This window comes from Pseudomonas sp. Ant30-3, assembly GCF_000690905.1.
Lineage (GTDB): Bacteria > Pseudomonadota > Gammaproteobacteria > Pseudomonadales > Pseudomonadaceae > Aquipseudomonas.
In genome coordinates, this window is the sequence record NZ_JMCL01000149.1 from 1 (window position 1) to 19,620 (window position 19,620).

24 protein-coding genes and 1 pseudogene are annotated in these 19,620 nt (G+C 63.7%); 17 read left to right on the plus strand and 8 right to left on the minus strand.

What is annotated here, in order from left to right:
• From DU29_RS01000000130565 to DU29_RS0127040, 17 genes and pseudogenes are all read left to right on the plus strand, one after another.
• A pseudogene (locus tag DU29_RS01000000130565) lies at positions 1 to 230 on the plus strand (LysR family transcriptional regulator); the annotation flags it as partial.
• 2 nt (positions 231 to 232) lie between these two features.
• Positions 233 to 487, plus strand: a complete 255-nt coding sequence (locus DU29_RS0126970; protein ID WP_024718240.1) for an EexN family lipoprotein — start codon at positions 233 to 235, stop codon at positions 485 to 487.
• 236 nt (positions 488 to 723) lie between these two features.
• Positions 724 to 2,721: a conjugal transfer protein TraG gene (locus tag DU29_RS0126975; RefSeq protein WP_008294936.1), complete on the plus strand. Its 1,998-nt coding sequence runs from the start codon at positions 724 to 726 to the stop codon at positions 2,719 to 2,721.
• The gene (locus tag DU29_RS0126980) at positions 2,718 to 3,206 is read left to right on the plus strand and encodes a ribbon-helix-helix protein, CopG family (RefSeq protein ID WP_008294937.1); all 489 of its coding nucleotides are present in this window, start codon (positions 2,718 to 2,720) and stop codon (positions 3,204 to 3,206) included. The genes DU29_RS0126975 and DU29_RS0126980 overlap by 4 nt, the downstream gene beginning before the upstream one ends.
• Positions 3,203 to 4,273 carry a P-type conjugative transfer ATPase TrbB gene (gene trbB / locus DU29_RS0126985; RefSeq protein WP_022960601.1) on the plus strand — a complete coding sequence of 357 codons (1,071 nt, stop codon included), beginning with the start codon at positions 3,203 to 3,205 and terminating at the stop codon, positions 4,271 to 4,273. The genes DU29_RS0126980 and trbB overlap by 4 nt, the downstream gene beginning before the upstream one ends.
• Entirely contained in the window at positions 4,270 to 4,656 is a 387-nt protein-coding gene (locus DU29_RS0126990) for a TrbC/VirB2 family protein (protein ID WP_022960600.1), read from the plus strand. Before trbB ends, DU29_RS0126990 begins: the two co-directional genes overlap by 4 nt.
• Entirely contained in the window at positions 4,653 to 4,922 is a 270-nt protein-coding gene (locus DU29_RS0126995; RefSeq protein WP_003462917.1) for a VirB3 family type IV secretion system protein, read from the plus strand. The genes DU29_RS0126990 and DU29_RS0126995 overlap by 4 nt, the downstream gene beginning before the upstream one ends.
• Before the next feature lie 12 nt (positions 4,923 to 4,934).
• Positions 4,935 to 7,385, plus strand: a complete 2,451-nt coding sequence (gene trbE / locus DU29_RS0127000) for a conjugal transfer protein TrbE (protein ID WP_009398083.1) — start codon at positions 4,935 to 4,937, stop codon at positions 7,383 to 7,385.
• Positions 7,382 to 8,125, plus strand: a complete 744-nt coding sequence (trbJ, locus tag DU29_RS0127005; protein WP_009398081.1) for a P-type conjugative transfer protein TrbJ — start codon at positions 7,382 to 7,384, stop codon at positions 8,123 to 8,125. Before trbE ends, trbJ begins: the two co-directional genes overlap by 4 nt.
• 12 nt (positions 8,126 to 8,137) lie before the next feature.
• Positions 8,138 to 8,452 (plus strand): hypothetical protein, encoded by a 315-nt coding sequence (locus tag DU29_RS0127010; protein ID WP_009398080.1) that lies wholly within the window; start codon positions 8,138 to 8,140, stop codon positions 8,450 to 8,452.
• Positions 8,449 to 9,837 carry a P-type conjugative transfer protein TrbL gene (trbL, locus tag DU29_RS0127015; RefSeq protein WP_028624497.1) on the plus strand — a complete coding sequence of 463 codons (1,389 nt, stop codon included), beginning with the start codon at positions 8,449 to 8,451 and terminating at the stop codon, positions 9,835 to 9,837. Before DU29_RS0127010 ends, trbL begins: the two co-directional genes overlap by 4 nt.
• A gap of 17 nt (positions 9,838 to 9,854) precedes the next feature.
• The gene (trbF, locus tag DU29_RS0127020) at positions 9,855 to 10,559 is read left to right on the plus strand and encodes a conjugal transfer protein TrbF (protein ID WP_009398078.1); all 705 of its coding nucleotides are present in this window, start codon (positions 9,855 to 9,857) and stop codon (positions 10,557 to 10,559) included.
• A complete protein-coding gene (gene trbG / locus DU29_RS0127025; RefSeq protein ID WP_009398076.1) occupies positions 10,556 to 11,548 on the plus strand; it encodes a P-type conjugative transfer protein TrbG in 993 nt (330 codons plus the stop codon). Before trbF ends, trbG begins: the two co-directional genes overlap by 4 nt.
• A gap of 2 nt (positions 11,549 to 11,550) precedes the next feature.
• Positions 11,551 to 12,828: a TrbI/VirB10 family protein gene (locus DU29_RS0127030; protein WP_028624498.1), complete on the plus strand. Its 1,278-nt coding sequence runs from the start codon at positions 11,551 to 11,553 to the stop codon at positions 12,826 to 12,828.
• Entirely contained in the window at positions 12,825 to 13,070 is a 246-nt protein-coding gene (locus tag DU29_RS0127035) for a DUF2274 domain-containing protein (protein WP_009398072.1), read from the plus strand. Before DU29_RS0127030 ends, DU29_RS0127035 begins: the two co-directional genes overlap by 4 nt.
• 93 nt (positions 13,071 to 13,163) lie before the next feature.
• Positions 13,164 to 13,388, plus strand: a complete 225-nt coding sequence (locus DU29_RS1000000132685) for a hypothetical protein (protein WP_152635595.1) — start codon at positions 13,164 to 13,166, stop codon at positions 13,386 to 13,388.
• A 120-nt stretch (positions 13,389 to 13,508) separates the two neighbouring features.
• The gene (locus tag DU29_RS0127040; RefSeq protein ID WP_028624499.1) at positions 13,509 to 14,714 is read left to right on the plus strand and encodes an MFS transporter; all 1,206 of its coding nucleotides are present in this window, start codon (positions 13,509 to 13,511) and stop codon (positions 14,712 to 14,714) included.
• Positions 14,715 to 14,772: 58 nt separating this feature from the next.
• On the opposite strand, the gene DU29_RS0127045 is transcribed toward DU29_RS0127040, so the two are convergent.
• From DU29_RS0127045 to DU29_RS0127075, 8 genes are all read right to left on the minus strand, one after another.
• On the minus strand, positions 14,773 to 15,177 hold the full coding sequence (locus DU29_RS0127045) for a type II toxin-antitoxin system HicB family antitoxin (protein ID WP_028624500.1): 405 nt from the start codon (positions 15,175 to 15,177) through the stop codon (positions 14,773 to 14,775).
• Positions 15,178 to 15,390, minus strand: a complete 213-nt coding sequence (locus DU29_RS1000000131880) for a type II toxin-antitoxin system HicA family toxin (RefSeq protein ID WP_081832551.1) — start codon at positions 15,388 to 15,390, stop codon at positions 15,178 to 15,180. It lies immediately after the preceding gene.
• A gap of 130 nt (positions 15,391 to 15,520) precedes the next feature.
• Positions 15,521 to 16,069 (minus strand): phosphonate metabolism protein/1,5-bisphosphokinase (PRPP-forming) PhnN, encoded by a 549-nt coding sequence (gene phnN, locus DU29_RS0127050; RefSeq protein ID WP_028624501.1) that lies wholly within the window; start codon positions 16,067 to 16,069, stop codon positions 15,521 to 15,523.
• Positions 16,070 to 16,170: 101 nt separating this feature from the next.
• Positions 16,171 to 16,584, minus strand: coding sequence for a hypothetical protein (locus DU29_RS0127055; protein WP_028624502.1), 414 nt, complete (start codon positions 16,582 to 16,584; stop codon positions 16,171 to 16,173).
• 12 nt (positions 16,585 to 16,596) lie between these two features.
• On the minus strand, positions 16,597 to 17,799 hold the full coding sequence (ccmI, locus tag DU29_RS0127060) for a c-type cytochrome biogenesis protein CcmI (RefSeq protein ID WP_028624503.1): 1,203 nt from the start codon (positions 17,797 to 17,799) through the stop codon (positions 16,597 to 16,599).
• Entirely contained in the window at positions 17,792 to 18,265 is a 474-nt protein-coding gene (locus DU29_RS0127065; RefSeq protein WP_028624504.1) for a cytochrome c-type biogenesis protein, read from the minus strand. Before DU29_RS0127065 ends, ccmI begins: the two co-directional genes overlap by 8 nt.
• Complete coding sequence (locus tag DU29_RS0127070; RefSeq protein WP_028624505.1) at positions 18,262 to 18,798, minus strand: DsbE family thiol:disulfide interchange protein; 537 nt, start codon at positions 18,796 to 18,798, stop codon at positions 18,262 to 18,264. The genes DU29_RS0127065 and DU29_RS0127070 overlap by 4 nt, the downstream gene beginning before the upstream one ends.
• Positions 18,795 to 19,620, minus strand: an 826-nt coding sequence (locus DU29_RS0127075) for a cytochrome c-type biogenesis CcmF C-terminal domain-containing protein (protein ID WP_028624506.1), incomplete at its 5' end; no start/stop codon positions are given. The genes DU29_RS0127075 and DU29_RS0127070, both read right to left, overlap by 4 nt.

A 19,620-nucleotide genomic window follows, 5' to 3' on the forward strand; every position in this document is an offset into this window, starting at 1 on the left:
TGGGCCTAGCCGGAGCGCCGCATATCGCAGGCAGCCGTGAGCCTGGGATTGTGGCTCGGCCGCTGGCGGGTCGCTCACCCATGCTGACCACTTATGTGCTGCACCGGGAAGGTGGATCCTCGGACGTGCTGTCACGCTTTATCGAGCGTGTGCAGGCCATCGAATCGCCGGACGGCATCAGAGCCACGCCCCCCCTTGAACCCGATTCCCAAGAGGAAGTCGAGTCATGACCATGAAGCAGATCGCCCCATTCCTGTTGGTCGCCGCGCTGTCCGCTTGCGGCCAGTCCGAAACACCGAAACAGGCAACCAATGTACCGACCGTGGAAGAGCTGGTCGCAGATCCTGCGCGCCTGAGGGAGCTGCGCCGCCAGTGCAAGACCGAACGCCCGACGATGGGAGACGTGCTGTGCAACCGGGTGGCCGAGGCGACGAACAAGCGCTTCTTTGGCTATGGAAACACGCCCTACACGCCGCCGAAGTTCTGATTGTTGGCTTTCTGCCGCGAATCTTGATTTTTCTTTCTCGACACGCCGCCGCGCGCTCACGCCTGCGGCGTTTTTACTGGTTTCGCCTCTGCATGACACCATGCTTTTTGCATCACCTTGCTGCCGATAACGGTCTTTGACCGGCACTGAACCGGCACCGATCCTGACGCCTGCGGCACGCCTTTGTGCCGCGTTTTCCACGGGGAATCAGCGCAGGAGAAATCGGAGGCCAGGGTATGCAAGCTCAGGGCGTGTTGTTCGGGCAGATCGCCGCCGTCTTCGGCATCGTGATCGCCGGTGTGTGGGGTGCCACGCAATGGACCGCCGCCGCCTTGGGCTACCAGCTACGCCTGGGCGCGCCCTGGTTCGACTTCCACGGCACGCCGGTCTATTACCCGTGGAAGCTGTTCGAGTGGTGGTTCTTCTTCGACGCCTACGCGCCGCAGGTGTTCGACACCGGCGGCATGATCGCGGCGAGCAGCGGCCTGCTGGCCGTGGTGGTCGCCATCGCCATGTCGGTGTGGCGCTCGCGCCAGGCGCGCAAAGTGACGACCTATGGCTCGGCCCGCTGGGCCGATGTCGCCGACATTCGCAAGGCCGGGCTGACGCAGCCCGCCGGCGTCTTTCTCGGCCAGCATGACGGCCACTACCTGCGGCACGAAGGGCCGGAACACGTCCTGACCTTTGCGCCCACGCGCTCGGGCAAGGGTGTGGGCCTGGTGGTGCCGACGCTGCTGTCCTGGCCGGCATCCGCCGTCATCCACGACATCAAGGGCGAGAACTGGCAGATCACCGCTGGCTGGCGCAGTCGATTTAGCCACTGCCTGCTGTTCAACCCGACCGATGCCAGTTCGGCGGCCTACAACCCGTTGCTGGAAGTGAGGCGCGGCGCGCACGAGGTGCGCGACGTGCAGAACATCGCCGATATCCTGGTCGATCCCGAAGGGGCGCTGGAGAAGCGCAACCACTGGGAGAAGACCAGTCATGCGCTGCTGGTCGGCGCGATCCTGCATGTGCTCTACGCGGGAGAGGACAAGACGCTGCGCGGCGTGGCGAACTTCCTCAGTGACCCGGCTTGCCCGTTCGAGCTGACGCTGCATCGGATGATGACCACGCGGCATCTTGGAGATGTACCGCATCCCGTTGTCGCGTCCGCCGCCCGCGAAGTGCTCAACAAGTCGGACAACGAGCGTTCCGGCGTGTTGAGCACCGCCATGTCGTTCCTCGGCCTGTACCGTGATCCGACCGTGGCCGCAGTCACGTCGCGCTGCGACTGGCGCATCGCCGATCTGATCGCGTCTGCATCCCCTGTGTCGTTGTATCTGGTGGTGCCGCCTTCGGACATCAGCCGCACCAAGCCGCTGATCCGGTTGATCCTCAACCAGATCGGGCGACGGCTCACCGAGTCGCTCGATGGCAGCGACGGCATTGAGCGCCGCCACAAGCTGTTGCTGATGCTCGACGAGTTCTCGGCTCTGGGGCGCCTGGACTTCTTCGAGACGGCGCTGGCCTTCATGGCCGGCTACGGCATCCGCAGTTTCCTGATCGCGCAGTCGCTCAACCAGATCGACAAGGCGTATGGGCAGAACCATTCGATTCTGGACAACTGCCATGTGCGCGTGACCTTCGCCACGAATGACGAACGCACGGCGAAACGGATCTCCGAAACGCTGGGCACGGCTACCGAACTGCGTGCGCAGCGGAACTACGCAGGCCATCGACTTGCGCCGTGGCTCGGCCACCTGATGGTGTCCCGCCAAGAGACGGCGCGGCCGCTACTGACGCCCGGCGAAGTCATGCAGCTTGCGCCAGACGAATCAGTGGTGATGGTGTCCAGCGTCGCGCCGATCAAGGCCAAGAAGTTGCGCTACTACGCTGATGCCAATTTCAAGCAGCGGGTACTGCCGCCGCCTGCGCTAACGGCAGGCCGCTATGCCGATGTGCCGCCTGCACGTCCCGATGACTGGAGCGGTTTGGCGATCCCGGCCGTGCCTGCGGCACAGGCCACGGCATCTGCCGATGACCTGGGTGGCTCCGACGACGGCGGCCCCCGCCGTCAGCCCGAGCTGTCCGAAACCGTCGCCTACGACCCCGAACCCGATTACACGCCCAGCGACTTGGCGCTGCTCGATGACGACGACATGCCCCCGCTGCTTCCCGGCCAGTTCGACCCCGCCCTGCAACGCACGGCGCGGCTGGCATCTCTCGACCCCAACGACGGAATCGACATATGAGCCAATACCGATTGAACCTGTTCATCCAGCACGAGCACGCCAAGCGTCTGGACGAGCTGGCCGCGAAGAAAGGCGTGTCAAAGTCCAGCATCGTCGCCGCTGCCTTGGCGTCCTGGCTGTCACCCGATGCCGGCGACCAGCGTGAGGCCGCCATCGCCAAACGACTGGATCGCCTGTCGCGGCAGGCCGAGCGCCTGGAGCGTGACCAGAACATCCAGATCGAGACGCTGGCGCTATTCGTCCGCTACTACCTGACCGTCAGCACGCCGGTGCCGGAGGCCCATCAGGATGCGGCTCGCGCGCAGGGCAAGGCGCGCTTCGAGCAGTTCGTCGAACAGTTAGGCCGCCACCTGCTGCGTGGCCGCAGCCTGGTACGGGACGTGGTGGAAGAACTGCATCCCCAGGATCGTGAGTTCGAGATGCGCATGGATGACGCGGCCGCGATGGCCGCCGCCCATGAACGCACTGCGGAGCGTGCGTCATGAGTGCCGTTCCTCAAATCCCGCCCGAACCGCGCTCATCCGCTGCAGCATCCCAGGATCGCCGCATCCAGATGCTGCGCACGGCGATGGGGCCGGTGATCGCCGCTGCGCTGGAAGACCCGGACGTGGTGGAAGTGATGCTCAACCCCGACCGGACATTGTGGGTGGATCGGCTGTCGTCTGGCCGTGCGCCGCTCGGCGTCGAACTGCCCGAAGCCGATGGCGAACGCATCATCCGCCTGGTCGCCGCCCATGTCGGTGCGGAGGTGCATCGCGGCCAACCGCTCTTGACCGCCGAACTGCCTGAAACCGGCGAACGCTTCGAGGGCATCCTGCCGCCCGCCGCACCCGGCCCGGCCTTTGCGCTGCGCAAGCGTGCCGTGAGCATCATCGGTCTGGATCGCTATGTGGCTGATGGCATCCTGACCACTGGGCAGGCCGAGTTTCTGCGTCATGCCGTGCGCGAGCGGCACAACATCCTGATCGCCGGAGGCACCAGCACCGGCAAGACCACGCTGGCCAATGCCTTGCTGGCCGAGATCGCCGCCACCGGCGACCGCGTGCTGGTGCTCGAAGACACCATCGAACTGCAATGCGCGGCCCGCGACCATGTGCCGCTGCGCACCCGCGCCGGCGTCGTGTCCATGACCGAGCTGGTGCGGGCCACGATGCGCCTGCGGCCCGACCGCGTGATCGTCGGCGAAGTGCGCGGCGGCGAAGCGCTGGATCTGGTGAAGGTCTGGGGCACCGGCCACCCCGGCGGCATCGCCACCATTCATGCCGGCTCCGCGTTGGGCGCGCTGCTGCGCCTGGAGCAACTGATCCTCGAAGTGGCGGTGAATCCGCCCCGCGCCCTGATCGCCGAGGCGGTCAATGTCGTGATCCACATCGCAGGCCGCGGCCGCAAGCGCCACGTCGAAACCATTTCCCGCGTCGTCGGTTTCGACGGCGCGGGCTACCGCCTGGCGGATGCGCTGGAAGCGACGCTTCCCGAGCTGCCGCCGGTTCCTCTTACAGCCGCTGCCGCTACGCCTTCCTCGATCCCTGAACAACCTGGAGAACTGCCATGACGCACGTTGATGCTTTCCGTCTTTCTGTAAACCCGCTTTCCCCGCTGCCCATGCTGGCGCGTTTGCATCGCCTGGCCCGACCCGCAGGACAAGGGTTGCTGCTCGCGGTGTTGATGCTGTTGCTGGCGGGCACGGCGCAGGCCGCCGGTTCCTCAATGCCGTGGGAAGGCCCGCTGCAATCCATTCTCGAATCCATCCAGGGGCCGGTAGCCCGCATCGTCGCGGTGATCATCATCATCGCCACCGGCCTGGCGTTGGCCTTCGGCGATACCAGTGGCGGCTTTCGCAAGCTGATCCAGATCGTCTTCGGCCTGTCCATCGCCTTCGCGGCTTCGAGCTTCTTCCTGTCGTTCTTCAGCTTCTCCGGCGGGGCCGTCGTATGAGCACGGCCACCGATCTTCCGGGCTTTGAAGTGCCGCTGCATCGCTCGCTGACCGAGCCGATCCTGCTGGGCGGTGCGCCGCGCACCGTGGCGATTGCCAACGGCACGCTGGCCGCCGCCGTCGGGCTGGGCCTGCAACTGTGGATTCCCGGCGTGGTGCTCTGGATCGCCGGCCATTCGCTGGCGGTCTGGGGCGCGCGCGTCGATCCGCAGTTCATGCAGGTCTTCGCCCGGCACATCAAGCACAAGCCGCTGCTGGACGCATAGGGGAGTGCCGACATGCTGAACCTTGCCGAATACCGCCAGCGGCCCGCACTGCTGGCCGACTGGCTGCCCTGGGCCGGGCTGATCGGGCCGGGCGTCGTCTTGAACAAGGATGGCTCGTTCCAGCGCACGGCACATTTTCGCGGGCCGGATCTGAACAGCGCCACGCAAGGCGAGCTGATCGCCACGTCGGCACGCTTGAACAACGCACTGCGCCGCCTGGGGTCGGGCTGGGCCTTGTTCATCGAAGCCGAGCGCTGCGCAGCGGCGGGCTATCCACGTTCCGATTTCCCCGAGCCGTTGTCCTGGCTGGTGGAGGAAGAACGCCGTGCAGCCTTCGAGGAATCCGGCCACCACTACGAGAGCGCCTATCACCTGACGCTGGCCTACCTGCCACCAGAAGAATCCCGCGCCCGTGCCGCCAAGATGCTCTATGAGAATGCGCCGGGCGATGGCGTGGACTGGCAGGGTCGGCTGGAAGCCTTCGTGGCGGAAACGGATCGCGTGTTCGACCTGCTCGACGGCGTGATGCCGGAGATTGCCTGGCTCGATGACAGCCAGACACTGACTTACCTGCACGCCACGGTGTCCACGCGGCGCTACCGCGTCGGCGTACCCGAGGTGCCATTCCACATCGACGCATTGCTGGCCGACTCCGCGCTGGTCGGTGGTCTGGCACCCATGCTGGGCGATCAGCACCTGCGCGTGGTGTCGGTGCGAGGCTTTCCGACCTCGACTTGGCCGGGGATTTTGGACGACCTCAACCGCTTGGGCTTCGGCTATCGTTGGGCAACCCGGTTCCTTTGCCTCGACAAAGCCGAAGCGGAAAAAGAGCTTGGACGCCTGCGTCGCCAGTGGTTCGCCAAGCGCAAGAATGTCGTCGCGCTGTTGCGTGAAACGATCTTCCAGCAGGAAAGCCCGCTGGTCGATACCGACGCCAACAACAAGGCCGCCGATGCAGACGCCGCCTTGCAAGAACTGGGCAGCGATCAGGTGGCCTTCGGCTACCTGACGGCTACCGTGACAGTGCTCGACACCGACCCTGCCGTGGCCGACGAGAAGCTGCGCATGGTAGAGCGCGTCATTCAGGGGCGCGGCTTCGTCACCATCCCCGAAACCTTGAACGCGGTGGATGCCTGGCTGTCGTCCATTCCCGGTAACGCCTACGCGAATGTGCGCCAGCCCATCGTCTCGACGCTGAACCTGACGCACATGATGCCGCTGTCCGCCGTGTGGGCCGGGCCGGAGAAGAACGCGCATCTGGATGGCCCGCCGCTGATCGTCACCCGCACCGATGGCGCGACGCCGTTCCGGCTGGTGACGCACATCGGCGATGTGGGCCACACGCTGGTCGCCGGGCCAACCGGCATGGGCAAGTCGGTGCTGCTCGCCACGCTGGCAATGCAGTTTCGCCGCTATCCCGGCTCGCGCATCTTCGCCTTCGACATGGGCCGCTCGATGCGCGCCACCATCCTCGGGCTGGGCGGCGAGCATTACGACCTCGGCAATGACGGGGCGATTGCTTTTCAGCCATTGGCCCGCATCGACCAGGAGGGCTACCGCACCTGGGCCGCCGAATGGGTGGAAGGCCGCCTGTTGCATGAAGGTGTCGTCATTGGCCCGGACGAGAAGGCTGCGATCTGGTCGGCACTAGGCAGCTTGGCCGGTGCGCCAGCGGAGCAACGCACGCTGACGGGCCTGTCGGTACTGCTGCAATCAAACGCACTGCGCCAGGCGCTCGCACCCTATGTGCTGGGTGGTGCCCACGGCAAGCTGCTGGACGCCGATGCCGACCGACTGGGCTCCGGCAGCGTGCAGGGCTTCGAGATGGAAGAGCTGATGCACAGCAAGGCGGCGGTGCTGGCCGTGCTGGGCTACCTGTTCGCCCGCTTCGATGAACGCTTCGACGGCGCACCCACGCTGCTGATACTCGATGAAGCCTGGCTGTTCCTCGATGACCCGGTGTTTGCCGCCCGCATCCGGCAATGGTTGAAGACGCTGCGAAAGAAGAACGTGAGCGTCATCTTTGCCACCCAGTCGCTGGCCGACATCAAGGATTCGAGCATTGCCCCGGCAGTGATCGAAAGCTGCGCCAGTCGGATTTTTCTCCCTAACCCGCAGGCCACCGAGCCGCAGATTCGCACGATCTACGAAGGCTTTGGGCTGAACGCGCGCCAGATCGAGATCGTGGCGACCGCGCAGCCCAAGCGTGACTACTACTACCAATCGCGCCTGGGCAATCGCCTGTTCGACCTCGACCTGGGGCCAGCCACGCTGGCCTTTGCCGGGGCTTCCATCCCGCAAGACCAACGCGACATGGATCGCGTGCTGCTGGACGCCGGCACACCGGGATTTGCCGGCGCGTGGCTGCGCCATCGCGGCCTCGATTGGGCCGCCGACCTGCTGCCGTCCTCACCGGCAGCAGCGTCCTTCCTCGCTTCTCAACGACCGGAGGTTTCACCATGAAGACCCAGCCCCGTTTGCTGTCCGCCTCGCTCGCCGCCGTGCTGTCGGTGTCGCTGCTGGCCGTTCAGCCCGCATCCGCGCTGACAGTGTTCGACCCGTCGAACTTCGTGCAGAACACGCTGACCGCCGTGCGCACGCTGGAGCAGATCAACAACCAGATCAACCAGCTTCAGAACGAAGCCCAGATGCTGATGAACCAGGCGCGTAATCTGGCGAATCTGGACTTCAACATCGTCAATCGCTTGCGCTCGACGCTCGCCACGACCGAGCGCTTGATCGCCGAGGCGCGCGGTCTGGCCTATGACGTGCAGAGCATGGATGCCACCTTCGCCCGGCTGTACCCGGAGCAGTACGCCGCGACCGTGAGCGGCGACCAGATGCTACGCGACGCGCAGGAGCGCTGGAAGAACACCTTGAATGGTCTGCATACCGCGATGCGGATGCAGGCCCAGGTGTCGCAGAACCTGGCCCAAGACGAAAGCGCACTGTCCGATCTGGTCAGCCAGAGTCAGTCAGCAACCGGCGCGCTGCAAGCCATGCAGGCGACCAACCAGCTTCTGGCCCTGCAGACCAAGCAGTCGATCCAGGCGCAGCAGCTCCAGATCACGCAGGAACGCGCCGCCGCGCTGGAACTGGCACGCCAAGCAGCGGCTGTCGAACGTGGCCGGGAAGTAACGCGCCGTTTCCTGGGTGATGGCACGCCCTACACGCCGCAGCGCGTGGATTTCTACGGCAACTGACGGGAGACGGCCATGCGATGCGCTTTCTTGCTGCTGCCCGTGCTGCTGGTCGCTTGCGGCCAGCAGCCGACCGAAGACCTAGCCGCTGCCCTGGCCGCCGATCCTGTGCGGTTCAAGGCATTGCATGCGCAGTGTGCCGCCGACAGGACGGCCGCAGACGAGGACGCCTGCCTGGCCGCGGCCGATGCTTTCCGGCTGCGCTTCTTCGCCGGTGAAACCGGGCCTGACGAGTTCCGCACGCTGGCCGATCTGCCGCCGATCCAGCCGAGCTTCGACACGCCCTCCAGTAACCAGGACGCCATGCCCTTCGAGGGGGACGTGCCATGAACGACGTGACAGTGATCGACCGATTTCTCGCTACCTTCTCGCGCTACATCGACTCGGGCTTCGGGCTGCTGCAGGGCGAAGTGGCATTCCTGACCGCCACGCTGATCGTCATCGACATGACGATTGCCGGGCTGTACTGGGCGATGAGCCACGCCACCGGCCAGGGCGATGACGTGATCGCCAAGTTGCTGCGCAAGGTGCTCTACGTCGGTGCCTTCGCGTACATCATCAACAACTTCAACTGGCTGGCCAGCATCGTCTTCCGCTCGTTCGCGGGCCTGGGCCTGACAGCCAGCGGCTCGACGATGAGCATGGGCGAATTCCTACAACCGGGGCGACTGGCGAAGACCGGCATCGACGCGGCGGCGCCGATCCTTGAGCAGATCAGCGACATGGCGGGCTTTCCCGAAGTGTTCGTCAACATGATGCCCATCGTGGTCATGTTCCTGGCTTGGACGGTGGTGATCCTGTGCTTCTTCGTGCTGGCGATTCAGCTCTTCATCACGCTGACCGAGTTCAAGCTGACCACGCTCGCGGGCTTCGTGTTGGTGCCGTTTGCGCTGTGGAACAAGACCAGCTTTCTCGCCGAAAAGGTGCTGGGCAACGTGGTGTCATCGGGCATCAAGGTGTTGGTGCTGGCCGTCATCGTCGGCATTGGATCGGGCCTGTTCGCCGAGTTCCAGGTGCAACCAGCCGAGCCGTCCATCGACCATGCCGTGGTCATCATGCTGGCCTCATTGACGCTGCTGGCATTGGGGATCTTCGGCCCTGGTATTGCCACCGGGCTGGTATCCGGCGCACCGCAGCTTGGTGCCGGCGCGATGGCTGGTGCCGCCGTTGGTACCGCAGGTGCGGCGGTTGCCGTAGGTGCCGCCGCCACCGGCGTGGGCGGTGCGGTGATGGCCGGGGCGCGCATGGCACCGGCTGCCGCCAAGCTCGCCGGGGCTGGCGCACGGGCCACGACCTCGGCGGCTGGCAGCGCGAAGTCGGCTTTCCAGTCCGGTTCTGCCGCTGCGGGCGGCGGGGCCAAGGGTGCAGTGGCAGGGCTGGGCAGTGTTGCCAAGGGCGGCGCACAGACGGCAGGCCAACGCGCCGGTGCTGGCATCAAGGCAGCGGCAGCCAAGGCGGCCGCGCCATTCAAAGCAGGCTGGCAAGGCTCTGGTGCCGATGGCGGCTCAGGCGGCGGCACTGCTGGGCCAGCCGCCGCAGGCGATGCCGCTGGCAACACGGCCAACGCGCAGAAGCAGGAACAACCCGGCTGGGCCAAGCGCCTGCAACGCCGCCAACAACTCACCCAGGCCACCACCACTGCCGCGCACACGCTGCGCGGTGGTGACGGCGGCGGTTCGGGCCAAGGCCCGAGCCTGCGGGATTCCGATAGCTGACTTTCAAGGAGAACTCCATGCGATTCAAACGACCGCAGGTGCGTTATGCCGATACGCCACAGCCTGCCACCCCGTATCAAGCCGCCGCCCAGGTGTGGGACGAGCGCATCGGCTCGGCCCGCGTGCAGGCCAAGAACTGGCGGCTGATGGCCTTCGGCTGCCTGGTGCTCGCGCTACTGATGGCCGGCGGCCTGGTGTGGCGCTCGGCCCAGTCCATCGTTACGCCCTATGTCATCGAGGTCGATCAGTCCGGCCAGGTGCGCACCGTGGGCGAAGCGGCCACGCCGTACCGGCCCTCCGATGCGCAGACCGCGCACCACATCGCGCGCTTCGTGACGCTGGTGCGCTCGCTGTCCATCGACCCCATCGTCGTGCGCCAGAACTGGCTGGATGCCTACGACTACACCACCGACCGGGGCGCGGCGGTGCTCAACGACTACGCCCGCACCAATGACCCGTTCGCCCGCATCGGCAAGGAGTCGGTGACGGTGCAGATCACCAGCGTGGTTCGCGCCAGTGATGCGTCGTTCAACGTGCGCTGGACGGAACGCCGCTACGTCAATGGCGCGGCTGCCGGGCTGGAGCGATGGACGGCGGTGGTGTCCATCGTGCAGCAGACCCCGCGCACCGAAGAACGCCTGCGCCGCAACCCGCTGGGCATCTACGTCAATGGCCTGTCGTGGAGCCGTGAACTGGATTCGTCTGAAGGAGTGAAGCCATGAATGTGCCTTTCCGTTTTTACGCTTTGCCGCTTGTCGTGCTGGCCTTGGCCGGCTGCGCCACGCAGGGCAAACCCCCGCCAGTGATTTCCTTGGATGAGCCGGTACAGGCGGAGCCTTTGCCGGAAATGCCTGTGCCGATCGAGGTGGTCACTATTGCAGAGCCACTGCCATTGCCTGAGCAGTTGAAGCCAGTGCCGGAGGAAAAGGATGCGAAGCCTGCGCCTGAACCGGCTGATGAGACGGTACGTGTCTCGAAAGCCAATGCCGAGGCACGGGTGGCTCCGACGCGCGAAGGCTATGTCAATGCGATCCAGGTCTGGCCGTATAGCGATGGCGCGCTGTACCAGGTCTATGCGTCAGTAGGTCGCGTGACGGTGATCGCGCTCCAGCCTGGCGAGGAACTGGTGACGGTCGCTGCGGGCGATACCGTGCGCTGGATCGTCGGTGACACCTCCAGCGGCAGCGGGGCCGATCTGCGCGTCAATGTGCTGGTCAAGCCTATCCGTTCCAGCTTGAAGACCAATCTGGTCATTACCACCAGCCGCAGGACGTACCTGCTGGAACTGACTTCGACCGACAAGGCATGGATGGCGTCGGTGTCCTGGGACTACCCGAAAGACCGAATGCTGGCCTTGCGGCGCCAAGCCCAAGCCGCCAACGCTGCCGCGCCGGTCGATGCAGGCTTGTCGCTGGATAACATCCGCTTTCGCTATGCAATCAGCGGCAGCAATCCATCGTGGAAACCGCTGCGCGCTTTTGATGATGGCGAGAAGGTCTATATCCAGTTCCCGGCAGGCATCGCCCAGGGCGAGCTGCCGCCGCTGTTCGTCATCGGCGCACAGGGCGACGGGCAACTGGTGAACTATCGCTTCCGCTCGCCGTACTACATCGTGGATCGCCTGTTCGGTGCAGCAGAACTGCGCCTGGGGGCCGACAAGGGCGATATGGTGCGCATCGAGCGCGCGGATGGCATCGTCGGGAGGAACTGAGCATGAGCCAGGACGACACTCCCGACCTTGCCACGCCGCAGGCGGACAAGATGGCACCCGAGGCGGTGGCGCTGCGCGCTCAACCGCGACCGGTCACGCGCCTGAACCGGCGCACGCTGGCGATCCTCGCCGGCGGCCTGTCGGTTGGCGTGATGGGCGCGCTGATCTGGTCACTGCAACCGCAGCAACGCGGCGCGGGCGAATCCACGGAGCTGTACAACGTGGATCGCGTCTCGCGCTCCGAAGGACTGGATGCGTTGCCAACGGATTATTCCAAGCTGCCAGCGCTGCCGCCCGACGTGCCGGAGCTGGGGCCTCCTTTACCCGGCGACCTGGGGCCAGCCATCGTCAATTCGCAGCAGCCGGTCGCCGCCACCTATGCCGCGTCGGGCTACGACCCCAACGATGCGCTGCGCAAGGAGGCAGAAGCGGCTGCGGCTTCATCGGTGTTCTTCCGCACTGGTTCCCCGCAAGCAGCGCCTGTGGCGCAGTCGCAGGTCGCTGCCGCACCAGGCTTCGCTGCCAATGCCGCTTTCGACCCGCTGGCCGCTGGCCCGGCCTCGACGGCGGCCCAGCCTGCTGATCCGACTGCCGCGCAGAACCGGCAAGACCAGAAAGAGGCGTTCCTAAAAGGTGGTTCCACGGAAACCCGTAATTCCGGCAATCTGACCCTGCCGGCTTCGCAGTATCAGGTCATGTCCGGAACGGTGGTCGCTGGGGCGCTGGTGACGGGCATCAAGTCGGACTTGCCGGGCGACGTGATCGCCACGGTGACGGAGCCGATCTACGACACGGCCACCGGCAAGTTCCTGCTGATCCCACAGGGTTCGCGCATCCTGGGCAAGTACAACAGCCAAGTCAGCTACGGCCAGAGTCGCGTGCAGGTGGTGTGGAACCGCATCATCCTGCCGGACACGTCTTCGCTCACGCTCGACAACCTGATCGGCACCGACCCGGCAGGCTATGCCGGTCTGGAGGACGACGTGGACTGGCATTGGGATCGGATCTTTGCAGGTGCCGTGCTGACCACGCTGCTGGGTGTCGGTGCCGAACTGGCTGCACCTGAGAACCGCCAGGACGGCGATCGCGTCATCATCGCCGGGCGCGACAGCCTGCAGGACACCGTGAACCAGGTCGGCCAGGAAGTGACCCGGCGCAATCTCAACATCCAACCCACGCTGGCCAGCCGCCCCGGCTTGCCGGTGCGCATCATCGTCAACCGCGATCTGGTGCTACGGCCTTATCAGCCGCTGTTCTTCAACAAGGGGACTTCTCGATGAGCACGACCAAGAAACTGCGGCTGGGGCCGCTACCCAAGACCGAAAGCGTCAAGCTGACCTTCGCTTGCCCGGCCAGCTTGAAAGCCGATCTCGACCGCTATGCCGCGCTGCACGCGCAGGCGTATGGCGAGGCGGTCGATGCCTCGACGCTGATCCCGCACATGCTGGAGGCGTTCATGGCGGGGGATCGGGGATTCAGGAAAGGAAACGGCAGCAAGGCCGTGCCACCGAAGCCAAGCTGAAGATGCACTGGAAGCAGACTGACCATCCCTCGAACGCGCAGCCCAACGCTGCGCGTTCTCCGTTCTGGATAGGCTGCGAGGGAATCGGCTAAGATGACTGAACAAGCCTGCCAGCCATTGGCAATCTCCATCGCTGCAACGCGACTCGACTCTCTTTCTCCAGGCTCTTATGTGGCTCCCAGCCCACAATGCCGCATCCTCTGCGAACGGCATGAAACAGAGCTAACCTATTGCCCCATATATGGTTTCAAGCTTCGCGTGATTTCAACACAATGCTTGACGCCAGCCATTTTTTATGGCGATTTACCGGGCAAATGAAGCCTGCGAGCACCCATTCCCCCCTGGCATAATCACTATCACTGCAAATTGATTCAAAAGATGTCGGACAGCGCTTTAATCTGCGCTCACTCCTACCCATTCAGTTCGACGAGACTCAAGATGAATCAACCGAATCAGGCCACTCATGGCGCCGCGACGATGACCAAGGGCATGGTGCTGTTGTTCGCCTTTTGTTGCGGCGCGATCGTAGCCAACATCTACTATGCGCAGCCGATTATCGGCCTGATCGCGCCGGACATCGGCCTGACCAGCACCATGGCCAGCCTGATCGTTTCGTTGACGCAAATTGGCTACGCGCTGGGTCTGTTCTTCCTTGTACCGCTGGGCGACCTGCTGGAAAACCGCCGGCTGATGATCATCACCACCGTGGTCGCGATTGCCAGCCTGCTCGGCGCGGCGTTCACCGATCAGCCCAACGTGTTCTTGTTGATTTCGTTGCTGGTGGGTTTCAGTTCGGTGTCGGTGCAGATCCTGATCCCCCTGGCGGCACACCTGACCCCGGAAGAATCCAGGGGCCGCGTGGTCGGCGGGATCATGGGCGGTTTGCTTCTCGGCATCCTGTTGGCGCGGCCGGTGTCCAGTGTGATCGCCGACCACTTCGGCTGGCGTGCCATGTTCATGATTGCAGCGGGCTTGATGGCTGCGATCAGCATCGTGCTGGCGCTGACGATTCCCAAACGCCAACCCGACCATAACGCCACTTACGGCCAGTTGCTGGGTTCCCTGTGGACGCTGCTACGCCAGCAACCGGTGCTGCGTCAGCGCGCGTTCTATCAGGGTTGCATGTTTGCCTCATTCAGCCTGTTCTGGACCGCTGTTCCGCTGGAACTGGCGCGCAATCATGGCCTGTCGCAAACCGAAATTGCGATCTTCGCCCTGGTCGGCGCCATCGGTGCCATCGCCGCGCCCATCGCCGGCCGCCTCGCCGATGCCGGCCATACCCGCATGGCATCGCTGCTGGCCCTGCTGTTTGCCAGCCTGAGTTTCCTGCCGGCGTTCATCCATCCGCTCTACAGCGTTATCGGCCTTGCGGTCACCGGGGTAGTCCTCGATTTTTGTGTGCAGATGAACATGGTCCTCGGCCAACGCGCGGTCTACGCCCTTGATGCCAAGAGCCGTGGTCGCCTGAATGCCCTGTACATGACCAGCATTTTCATCGGCGGCGCGTTCGGTTCATCGATTGCCAGCGCGGTGTATGAACACGGTGGCTGGTTGTGGATCGTGATTGTCGGCAGCGCTTTTCCGTTACTGGCGCTGGTGCGGTTCCTGAGTGTTTCCGAGAAGCGTTCGCTCGCTGCTGCTTGATATCGCGCTAAAAGCTTCGCGGGCAAGCTGACTTGCCCGCAAAGGTGGTGATACAGACTCAATGCCGAACCAGCTTCTCCATCGCCGCATCCGCCAGAAAGGACGAGCGGCTTTTGACGTTGTGCTCGCGCACATACCGGTCGATCCGTTGAATCACATAGCCCGGCAGCGTGACGTTGACCTTTTCGGTCTTGCCCATGTACGGCGCGATGTCCAGTTCCAGCATGCCCCATCCCATGTCAGCAAAATCCGGGTTGCCGCGATGCTCGGCCGCCGAGGTCGGCATGGGAATGGGCGCACCGTCAGCCGCTATTTCCTGAAGCATGATGTGGGCAATTTCGATCGCCGCGTTATAAGCGTCCTCAAAGGTATCCCCAGCCGTCACCGCGCCGGGAATGTCAGGGATCTGAATACCGATGGCGGTTTTCTCGTCGCCCCACTCGATACAGATTGGATATTGCATCTATGGATCTCCTGCGTAACTGGCTTGCGGGCACAACAGCCCGGCTCGCCTCCTGATACTTTTGACCGTTCCGATCGGTAGATCCTTTTTTGGATGAGGAACGGGAATCGTGTAGGGGTTGTAACGATGAGTGAAAAGGTGATGACTACCCGTGATTCGATCCAGTACCCAACCCGCCTCTTCCAATTCCTTGATCAAAAGCCTGCTTTGCACCACGCGCCTCCTTGCTCGGGCTTAGACAAAAGTAACCCTAGAGTTATATTTATTCAAGCACGGAATTCAGCCGCGTGAACTGCAGTTGTTTTACAGAGTGTGATTGGAAGGCGCTCGAAGGCCGATCGGATTACCTGTCGAGGCAAGCAAGCAGGCGCTGCACCGATTGCTCCAGCGGCCCGGAATTATCAATCACCTGCAGTGATGAGTCAGTGCCAGCATCGGCTCTGAACCGGGCATTGCGTGCCAGGCGCTGTTCGATGTCGGCGGCAGATTCCCGCCCGCGCGCCAGCAGACGCTGGCGCAATACTGCGTCATCCACCGTCAGCAACAGGACCAGCGCATTCGGATAGCGCAGTCGGGTGGCCGACAGATGACCACGGGAGCCATTCACCAGCACGTCTTGCCCCGCCGCCAGCCAATCGTCTATTTCAAGGGGGATGCCATAAGCGAGGCCATTGGCGTGCCAGCTCAGGGCGAACTCACCCTGCGCCTCCATATCGGCGAATTGTTGCGCGCTGACGCCGTGGGCCGCTTCGCCCACGGCTTCCGCCGAGCGCGTGATGACTCGCCGCACGATACGACAATTGCGTTGCGCCAATTGTGACCGCGCGGCATCCAGCAGGCTGTCCTTGCCCGAACCTGAGGGTCCGATGAGATAGATCAACCTGCCCGACATCGATAAAACCTCTTGGCTGTCCCAAGCCTGTTCAGCCCGGAATTAATTCGGCGACCATAACAAAAAGGCGACCCGAAGGTCGCCTTGTTTTGCCTGGGCAGTCACTGCCCGAATTTGCGTCCCAACCCTCCCGGAACACCCTGAATATCCGTGTCTTCCCACGGCCCGTTCGGGCTGATCGAGCGGCTCCAGCCGTTGTTCCAGCGGTAATACGTGCGCTGGCGGTAGAAGGTGTTGGTCTGGTCGTCCAGCACGTATACGCCGAGTTTGGCGTCCCAATGGCTGTTGCCACCGGGTGGCGGGGCGAAGCTGGCGGAGGTGCGCGGCACCGGTTTAGCAGGCTTCGCCGGGATGCTTGGCTTGCTCGGCGTCGGTGAGGTGGACGGCGTCGGGCTCGGCTGCGACGGCGGGATCGGCGGCAGCGGCGTTCGCGTCGGCTCTGGTCGTTGGACCGCGCACGCGCTTAAGCCCAGGACCATGATACTGAGCAGGGTGATACGAGCGATGGCCGTCATGAAGGCTTCCTGTTATTTGTCCGGGCTGTCAATTGTCAGTTTTTGCGGTGCGGTGGTGCTGCTGGCCAAGGGTTGGCTGCGACCGATCCACTCGCCGGCAGTCGGTTGGCCGGCGCGGGAAATGCGCGCAACCAGTTGGACTTCAGGGAAGTTCGACAGTTTCAATTGCGGCATCATCGCATCGGCATCACCCAGCTCGACAGTCGCCGGCAGGTCGGCCACGGTCAGGCGTTTCGCGGCGAGCGGCGCCGGTGGGCCGGACGTGGCGCGGGCAAAGATGAACACGCTGTCGCCGGGCTGGACTTTGGCCTTGAGCTCGGGGGCGAGGTCGACACTGACCTTGAGCAGCGCCGCAGCCTTGGCCACCGGCGCTTCGGCCACCTTGCCGCCACTGGCGAGCAGTTTCTCGCTGGCGCGGGTGATTCCGCCCTGCAGCGCGGCGCGGGAATTATCCTCCGGCGGCAATTGCGCCAGCAGACGATTCCAGTAATCGATGGCGTCCTGATAACGCTCGCTCTCAAACGCGGCGATGCCCAGCAGGCCGAGGCTGGTCACTTCCTTCGGATCGGCCTTCAACGCTTCGTCGGTCAGCGCCTGAACCTTGTCCGACCATTTTTTACCATCGGCAAAGTATTGCGCCTGCGCCCACTGCCCGAGCAATTCAGGCTGACGCCCGGCAAGCGCCACAGTGCGCTCGAAAATCTTCGCCGCGTCGGCCGGACGATCCTGAGCCATATAGGTGCGACCGAGGAAGTACAGGCCTTCCGCCGAGTCTGGCTGAGCCTCGACCGCGCGCTCCAGGCGCTGGGTCATCTCTTCCATCGATTGTGGAGCCTGGGCGAATTCGCGGGTCAGCTCGACCTTGTCGCTGGCACCGAAATGCAGGTAAAGCCCAAGCCCGACCACCGGCACCAGAATCGCCGCCAGCAACGGCCACGGTTTGCCCAGACGCGACACGCGTGGCGCTTCGACGCCCTCGGTATCTGCGAGCAGTTCGCGCGCCGCTTCGGCGCGACCGGTGTCCACTTGCGCGGTATCGAGCACGCCCTCTTCCTGCTGTGTCTGCAACTCGGCAACGCGCTCCTGATACAGCGCGACGTTGAGGGCCGTGCGATCCTCTTCAAGTTGCGCACGACGGCCGCGCAGAACCGGAATCAGCAGAAAACTCAGGGCAACCAGAAGCAGCAAGCCTGCAGCGAGCCAGAAATCAATCATTCTTGGTTTTATCCAACAGGTGGTCGAGGCGCTCGCGCTCCTCGGCAGAAAGCGAGTCCGGGGTGTCGGAACGTTGCACGCGGCGACGACGGACAATCACGGCAATGATGACAAACCCGCCCAGCAACAGAGCGGCGGGGCCGAACCAGAGGAACGCGGTTTTGGCGTTCAGCGCGGGCTTGTAGCGGACGAAATCACCGTAGCGGTCGACCATGAAATCAATGATCTGCTGGTTGGATTTACCCTCACCCAGCATACGAAAAATCTCTCTGCGCAGGTCGGTTGCGATCGGCGCATTGGAATCGGCGATGTCCTGATTCTGGCATTTCGGGCAGCGCAGCTCTTTGGTCAGCTCGCGGAATCGTTCACGATCACTCTCTCTGGCGAACTCATACGTATCGATGGCCGCGTGGGCCATGCCGGCCATGCTCAAGCCCAAAACAACAGCGGCAATCCAGCGCTTCATGGCTTGGCCTCATCGACCAGCGCCTGATATTTACCGGCGAGCTTTTCACGCCAGACCTGTTCGTCAATTACGCCGACAAATTTGTCGCGGATAACGCCTTTGGCGTCGATGAAGAAGGTTTCCGGAGCGCCGTAAACACCGAGGTTCAAGCCCAACGTGCCTTCGTCATCGCGAATATCCAGCTGATACGGGTTATGGAATTCAGCCAGCCACTTCAAGGCATCGGCGTTGACGTCCTTGTAGTTGATGCCGTAAATCACCACGCCCTGCTCGGCCAGTTTGTTCAGCACCGGATGCTCGACCCGGCAGGAAATGCACCAGGTGCCCCAGACATTGACCAGCGCCGGTTTGCCGACAATATCGGCGCGGGTCAGGGTTTTGTCGCCCTGCACCGCTGGCAGGGAAAATTCCGGGAATGGTTTGTTGATCATCGCCGAGGGCAACTCGGCCGGATTCAGGTACAAACCGCGATACAGAAAAACCGCGACCAGCAGAAAAATGGCCAGCGGCAACAGCATCAACCAGCGCTTCATGCAGTGGCTCCTGTCATGCCCAGTGCTTCACGCACGCGGCTTTTCACTTTGACCCGATAACGCCGATCCATTGCCGCGATCAAGCCGCCTAGGCCGGTGAGCAAGCCGCCGAACCAGATCCAGCGCACGAACGGTTTGACGTGAACGCGCACGGCCCAGGCCCCGTCGCCCAGAGGTTCACCCAGCGCAACATAGAGGTCACGGGTGAAACCGGCGTCGATCCCGGCTTCGGTCATCACCGAATTCTGCACGGTGTACAAACGCTTTTCCGGATGCAGCACGCTGATTTCCTTGCCGTCGCGGATCACCCGAACCGTGCCTTTGTCGGACGTGAAGTTCGGGCCTTCGAAGTGCTTGGCGCCTTCGAACACAAACTGATATCCGCCCAGGTCCATCGACTCGCCCGGCGCCAGGCGCAGATCGCGCTCGGCACTGTTCTGACTCGACAACACCACGCCGAGCGCGCACACGGCGATGCCGAGGTGAGCAGTCTGCATGCCCCAATAACTGCGGGTCAGCGTAGGCAAGCCCTTGATCAGACCTTTATGGCGCGTCTTGTCGAAGATATCGCGCACGCCGGCGAGCAACACCCAGGCAGCGAGCATGAAGGTTGCAATGACCGCCCAGTTGAAATCGCCGTACACGATACCTGCGACCACCGCCAAGGCGGCGCTGCCGAGCAACACCGGCGTCAGCATGCCGACCAGCCATTTGACCGGCGTGTCTTTCCAGCGCACCAGCATGCCGACCGCCATGACCATCATCAGCAACGCCATCAACGGAATGAACAGCGCGTTGAAATACGGCGGGCCAACCGACAGC

Excerpts from the sequence above, each read along its gene's own strand:
- DU29_RS0126970 (WP_024718240.1), top strand. The coding sequence starts at position 233 with ATGAAGCAGATCGCCCCATTCCTGTTGGTCGCCGCGCTGTCCGCTTGC.
- DU29_RS0126975 (WP_008294936.1), top strand. The coding sequence starts at position 724 with ATGCAAGCTCAGGGCGTGTTGTTCGGGCAGATCGCCGCCGTCTTCGGC.
- DU29_RS0126980 (WP_008294937.1), top strand. The coding sequence starts at position 2,718 with ATGAGCCAATACCGATTGAACCTGTTCATCCAGCACGAGCACGCCAAG.
- trbB (WP_022960601.1), top strand. The coding sequence starts at position 3,203 with ATGAGTGCCGTTCCTCAAATCCCGCCCGAACCGCGCTCATCCGCTGCA.
- DU29_RS0126990 (WP_022960600.1), top strand. The coding sequence starts at position 4,270 with ATGACGCACGTTGATGCTTTCCGTCTTTCTGTAAACCCGCTTTCCCCG.
- DU29_RS0126995 (WP_003462917.1), top strand. The coding sequence starts at position 4,653 with ATGAGCACGGCCACCGATCTTCCGGGCTTTGAAGTGCCGCTGCATCGC.
- trbE (WP_009398083.1), top strand. The coding sequence starts at position 4,935 with ATGCTGAACCTTGCCGAATACCGCCAGCGGCCCGCACTGCTGGCCGAC.
- trbJ (WP_009398081.1), top strand. The coding sequence starts at position 7,382 with ATGAAGACCCAGCCCCGTTTGCTGTCCGCCTCGCTCGCCGCCGTGCTG.
- DU29_RS0127010 (WP_009398080.1), top strand. The coding sequence starts at position 8,138 with ATGCGATGCGCTTTCTTGCTGCTGCCCGTGCTGCTGGTCGCTTGCGGC.
- trbL (WP_028624497.1), top strand. The coding sequence starts at position 8,449 with ATGAACGACGTGACAGTGATCGACCGATTTCTCGCTACCTTCTCGCGC.
- trbF (WP_009398078.1), top strand. The coding sequence starts at position 9,855 with ATGCGATTCAAACGACCGCAGGTGCGTTATGCCGATACGCCACAGCCT.
- trbG (WP_009398076.1), top strand. The coding sequence starts at position 10,556 with ATGAATGTGCCTTTCCGTTTTTACGCTTTGCCGCTTGTCGTGCTGGCC.
- DU29_RS0127030 (WP_028624498.1), top strand. The coding sequence starts at position 11,551 with ATGAGCCAGGACGACACTCCCGACCTTGCCACGCCGCAGGCGGACAAG.
- DU29_RS0127035 (WP_009398072.1), top strand. The coding sequence starts at position 12,825 with ATGAGCACGACCAAGAAACTGCGGCTGGGGCCGCTACCCAAGACCGAA.
- DU29_RS1000000132685 (WP_152635595.1), top strand. The coding sequence starts at position 13,164 with ATGACTGAACAAGCCTGCCAGCCATTGGCAATCTCCATCGCTGCAACG.
- DU29_RS0127040 (WP_028624499.1), top strand. The coding sequence starts at position 13,509 with ATGAATCAACCGAATCAGGCCACTCATGGCGCCGCGACGATGACCAAG.
- DU29_RS0127045 (WP_028624500.1), bottom strand. The coding sequence starts at position 15,177 with ATGCAATATCCAATCTGTATCGAGTGGGGCGACGAGAAAACCGCCATC.
- phnN (WP_028624501.1), bottom strand. The coding sequence starts at position 16,069 with ATGTCGGGCAGGTTGATCTATCTCATCGGACCCTCAGGTTCGGGCAAG.
- DU29_RS0127055 (WP_028624502.1), bottom strand. The coding sequence starts at position 16,584 with ATGACGGCCATCGCTCGTATCACCCTGCTCAGTATCATGGTCCTGGGC.
- ccmI (WP_028624503.1), bottom strand. The coding sequence starts at position 17,799 with ATGATTGATTTCTGGCTCGCTGCAGGCTTGCTGCTTCTGGTTGCCCTG.
- DU29_RS0127065 (WP_028624504.1), bottom strand. The coding sequence starts at position 18,265 with ATGAAGCGCTGGATTGCCGCTGTTGTTTTGGGCTTGAGCATGGCCGGC.
- DU29_RS0127070 (WP_028624505.1), bottom strand. The coding sequence starts at position 18,798 with ATGAAGCGCTGGTTGATGCTGTTGCCGCTGGCCATTTTTCTGCTGGTC.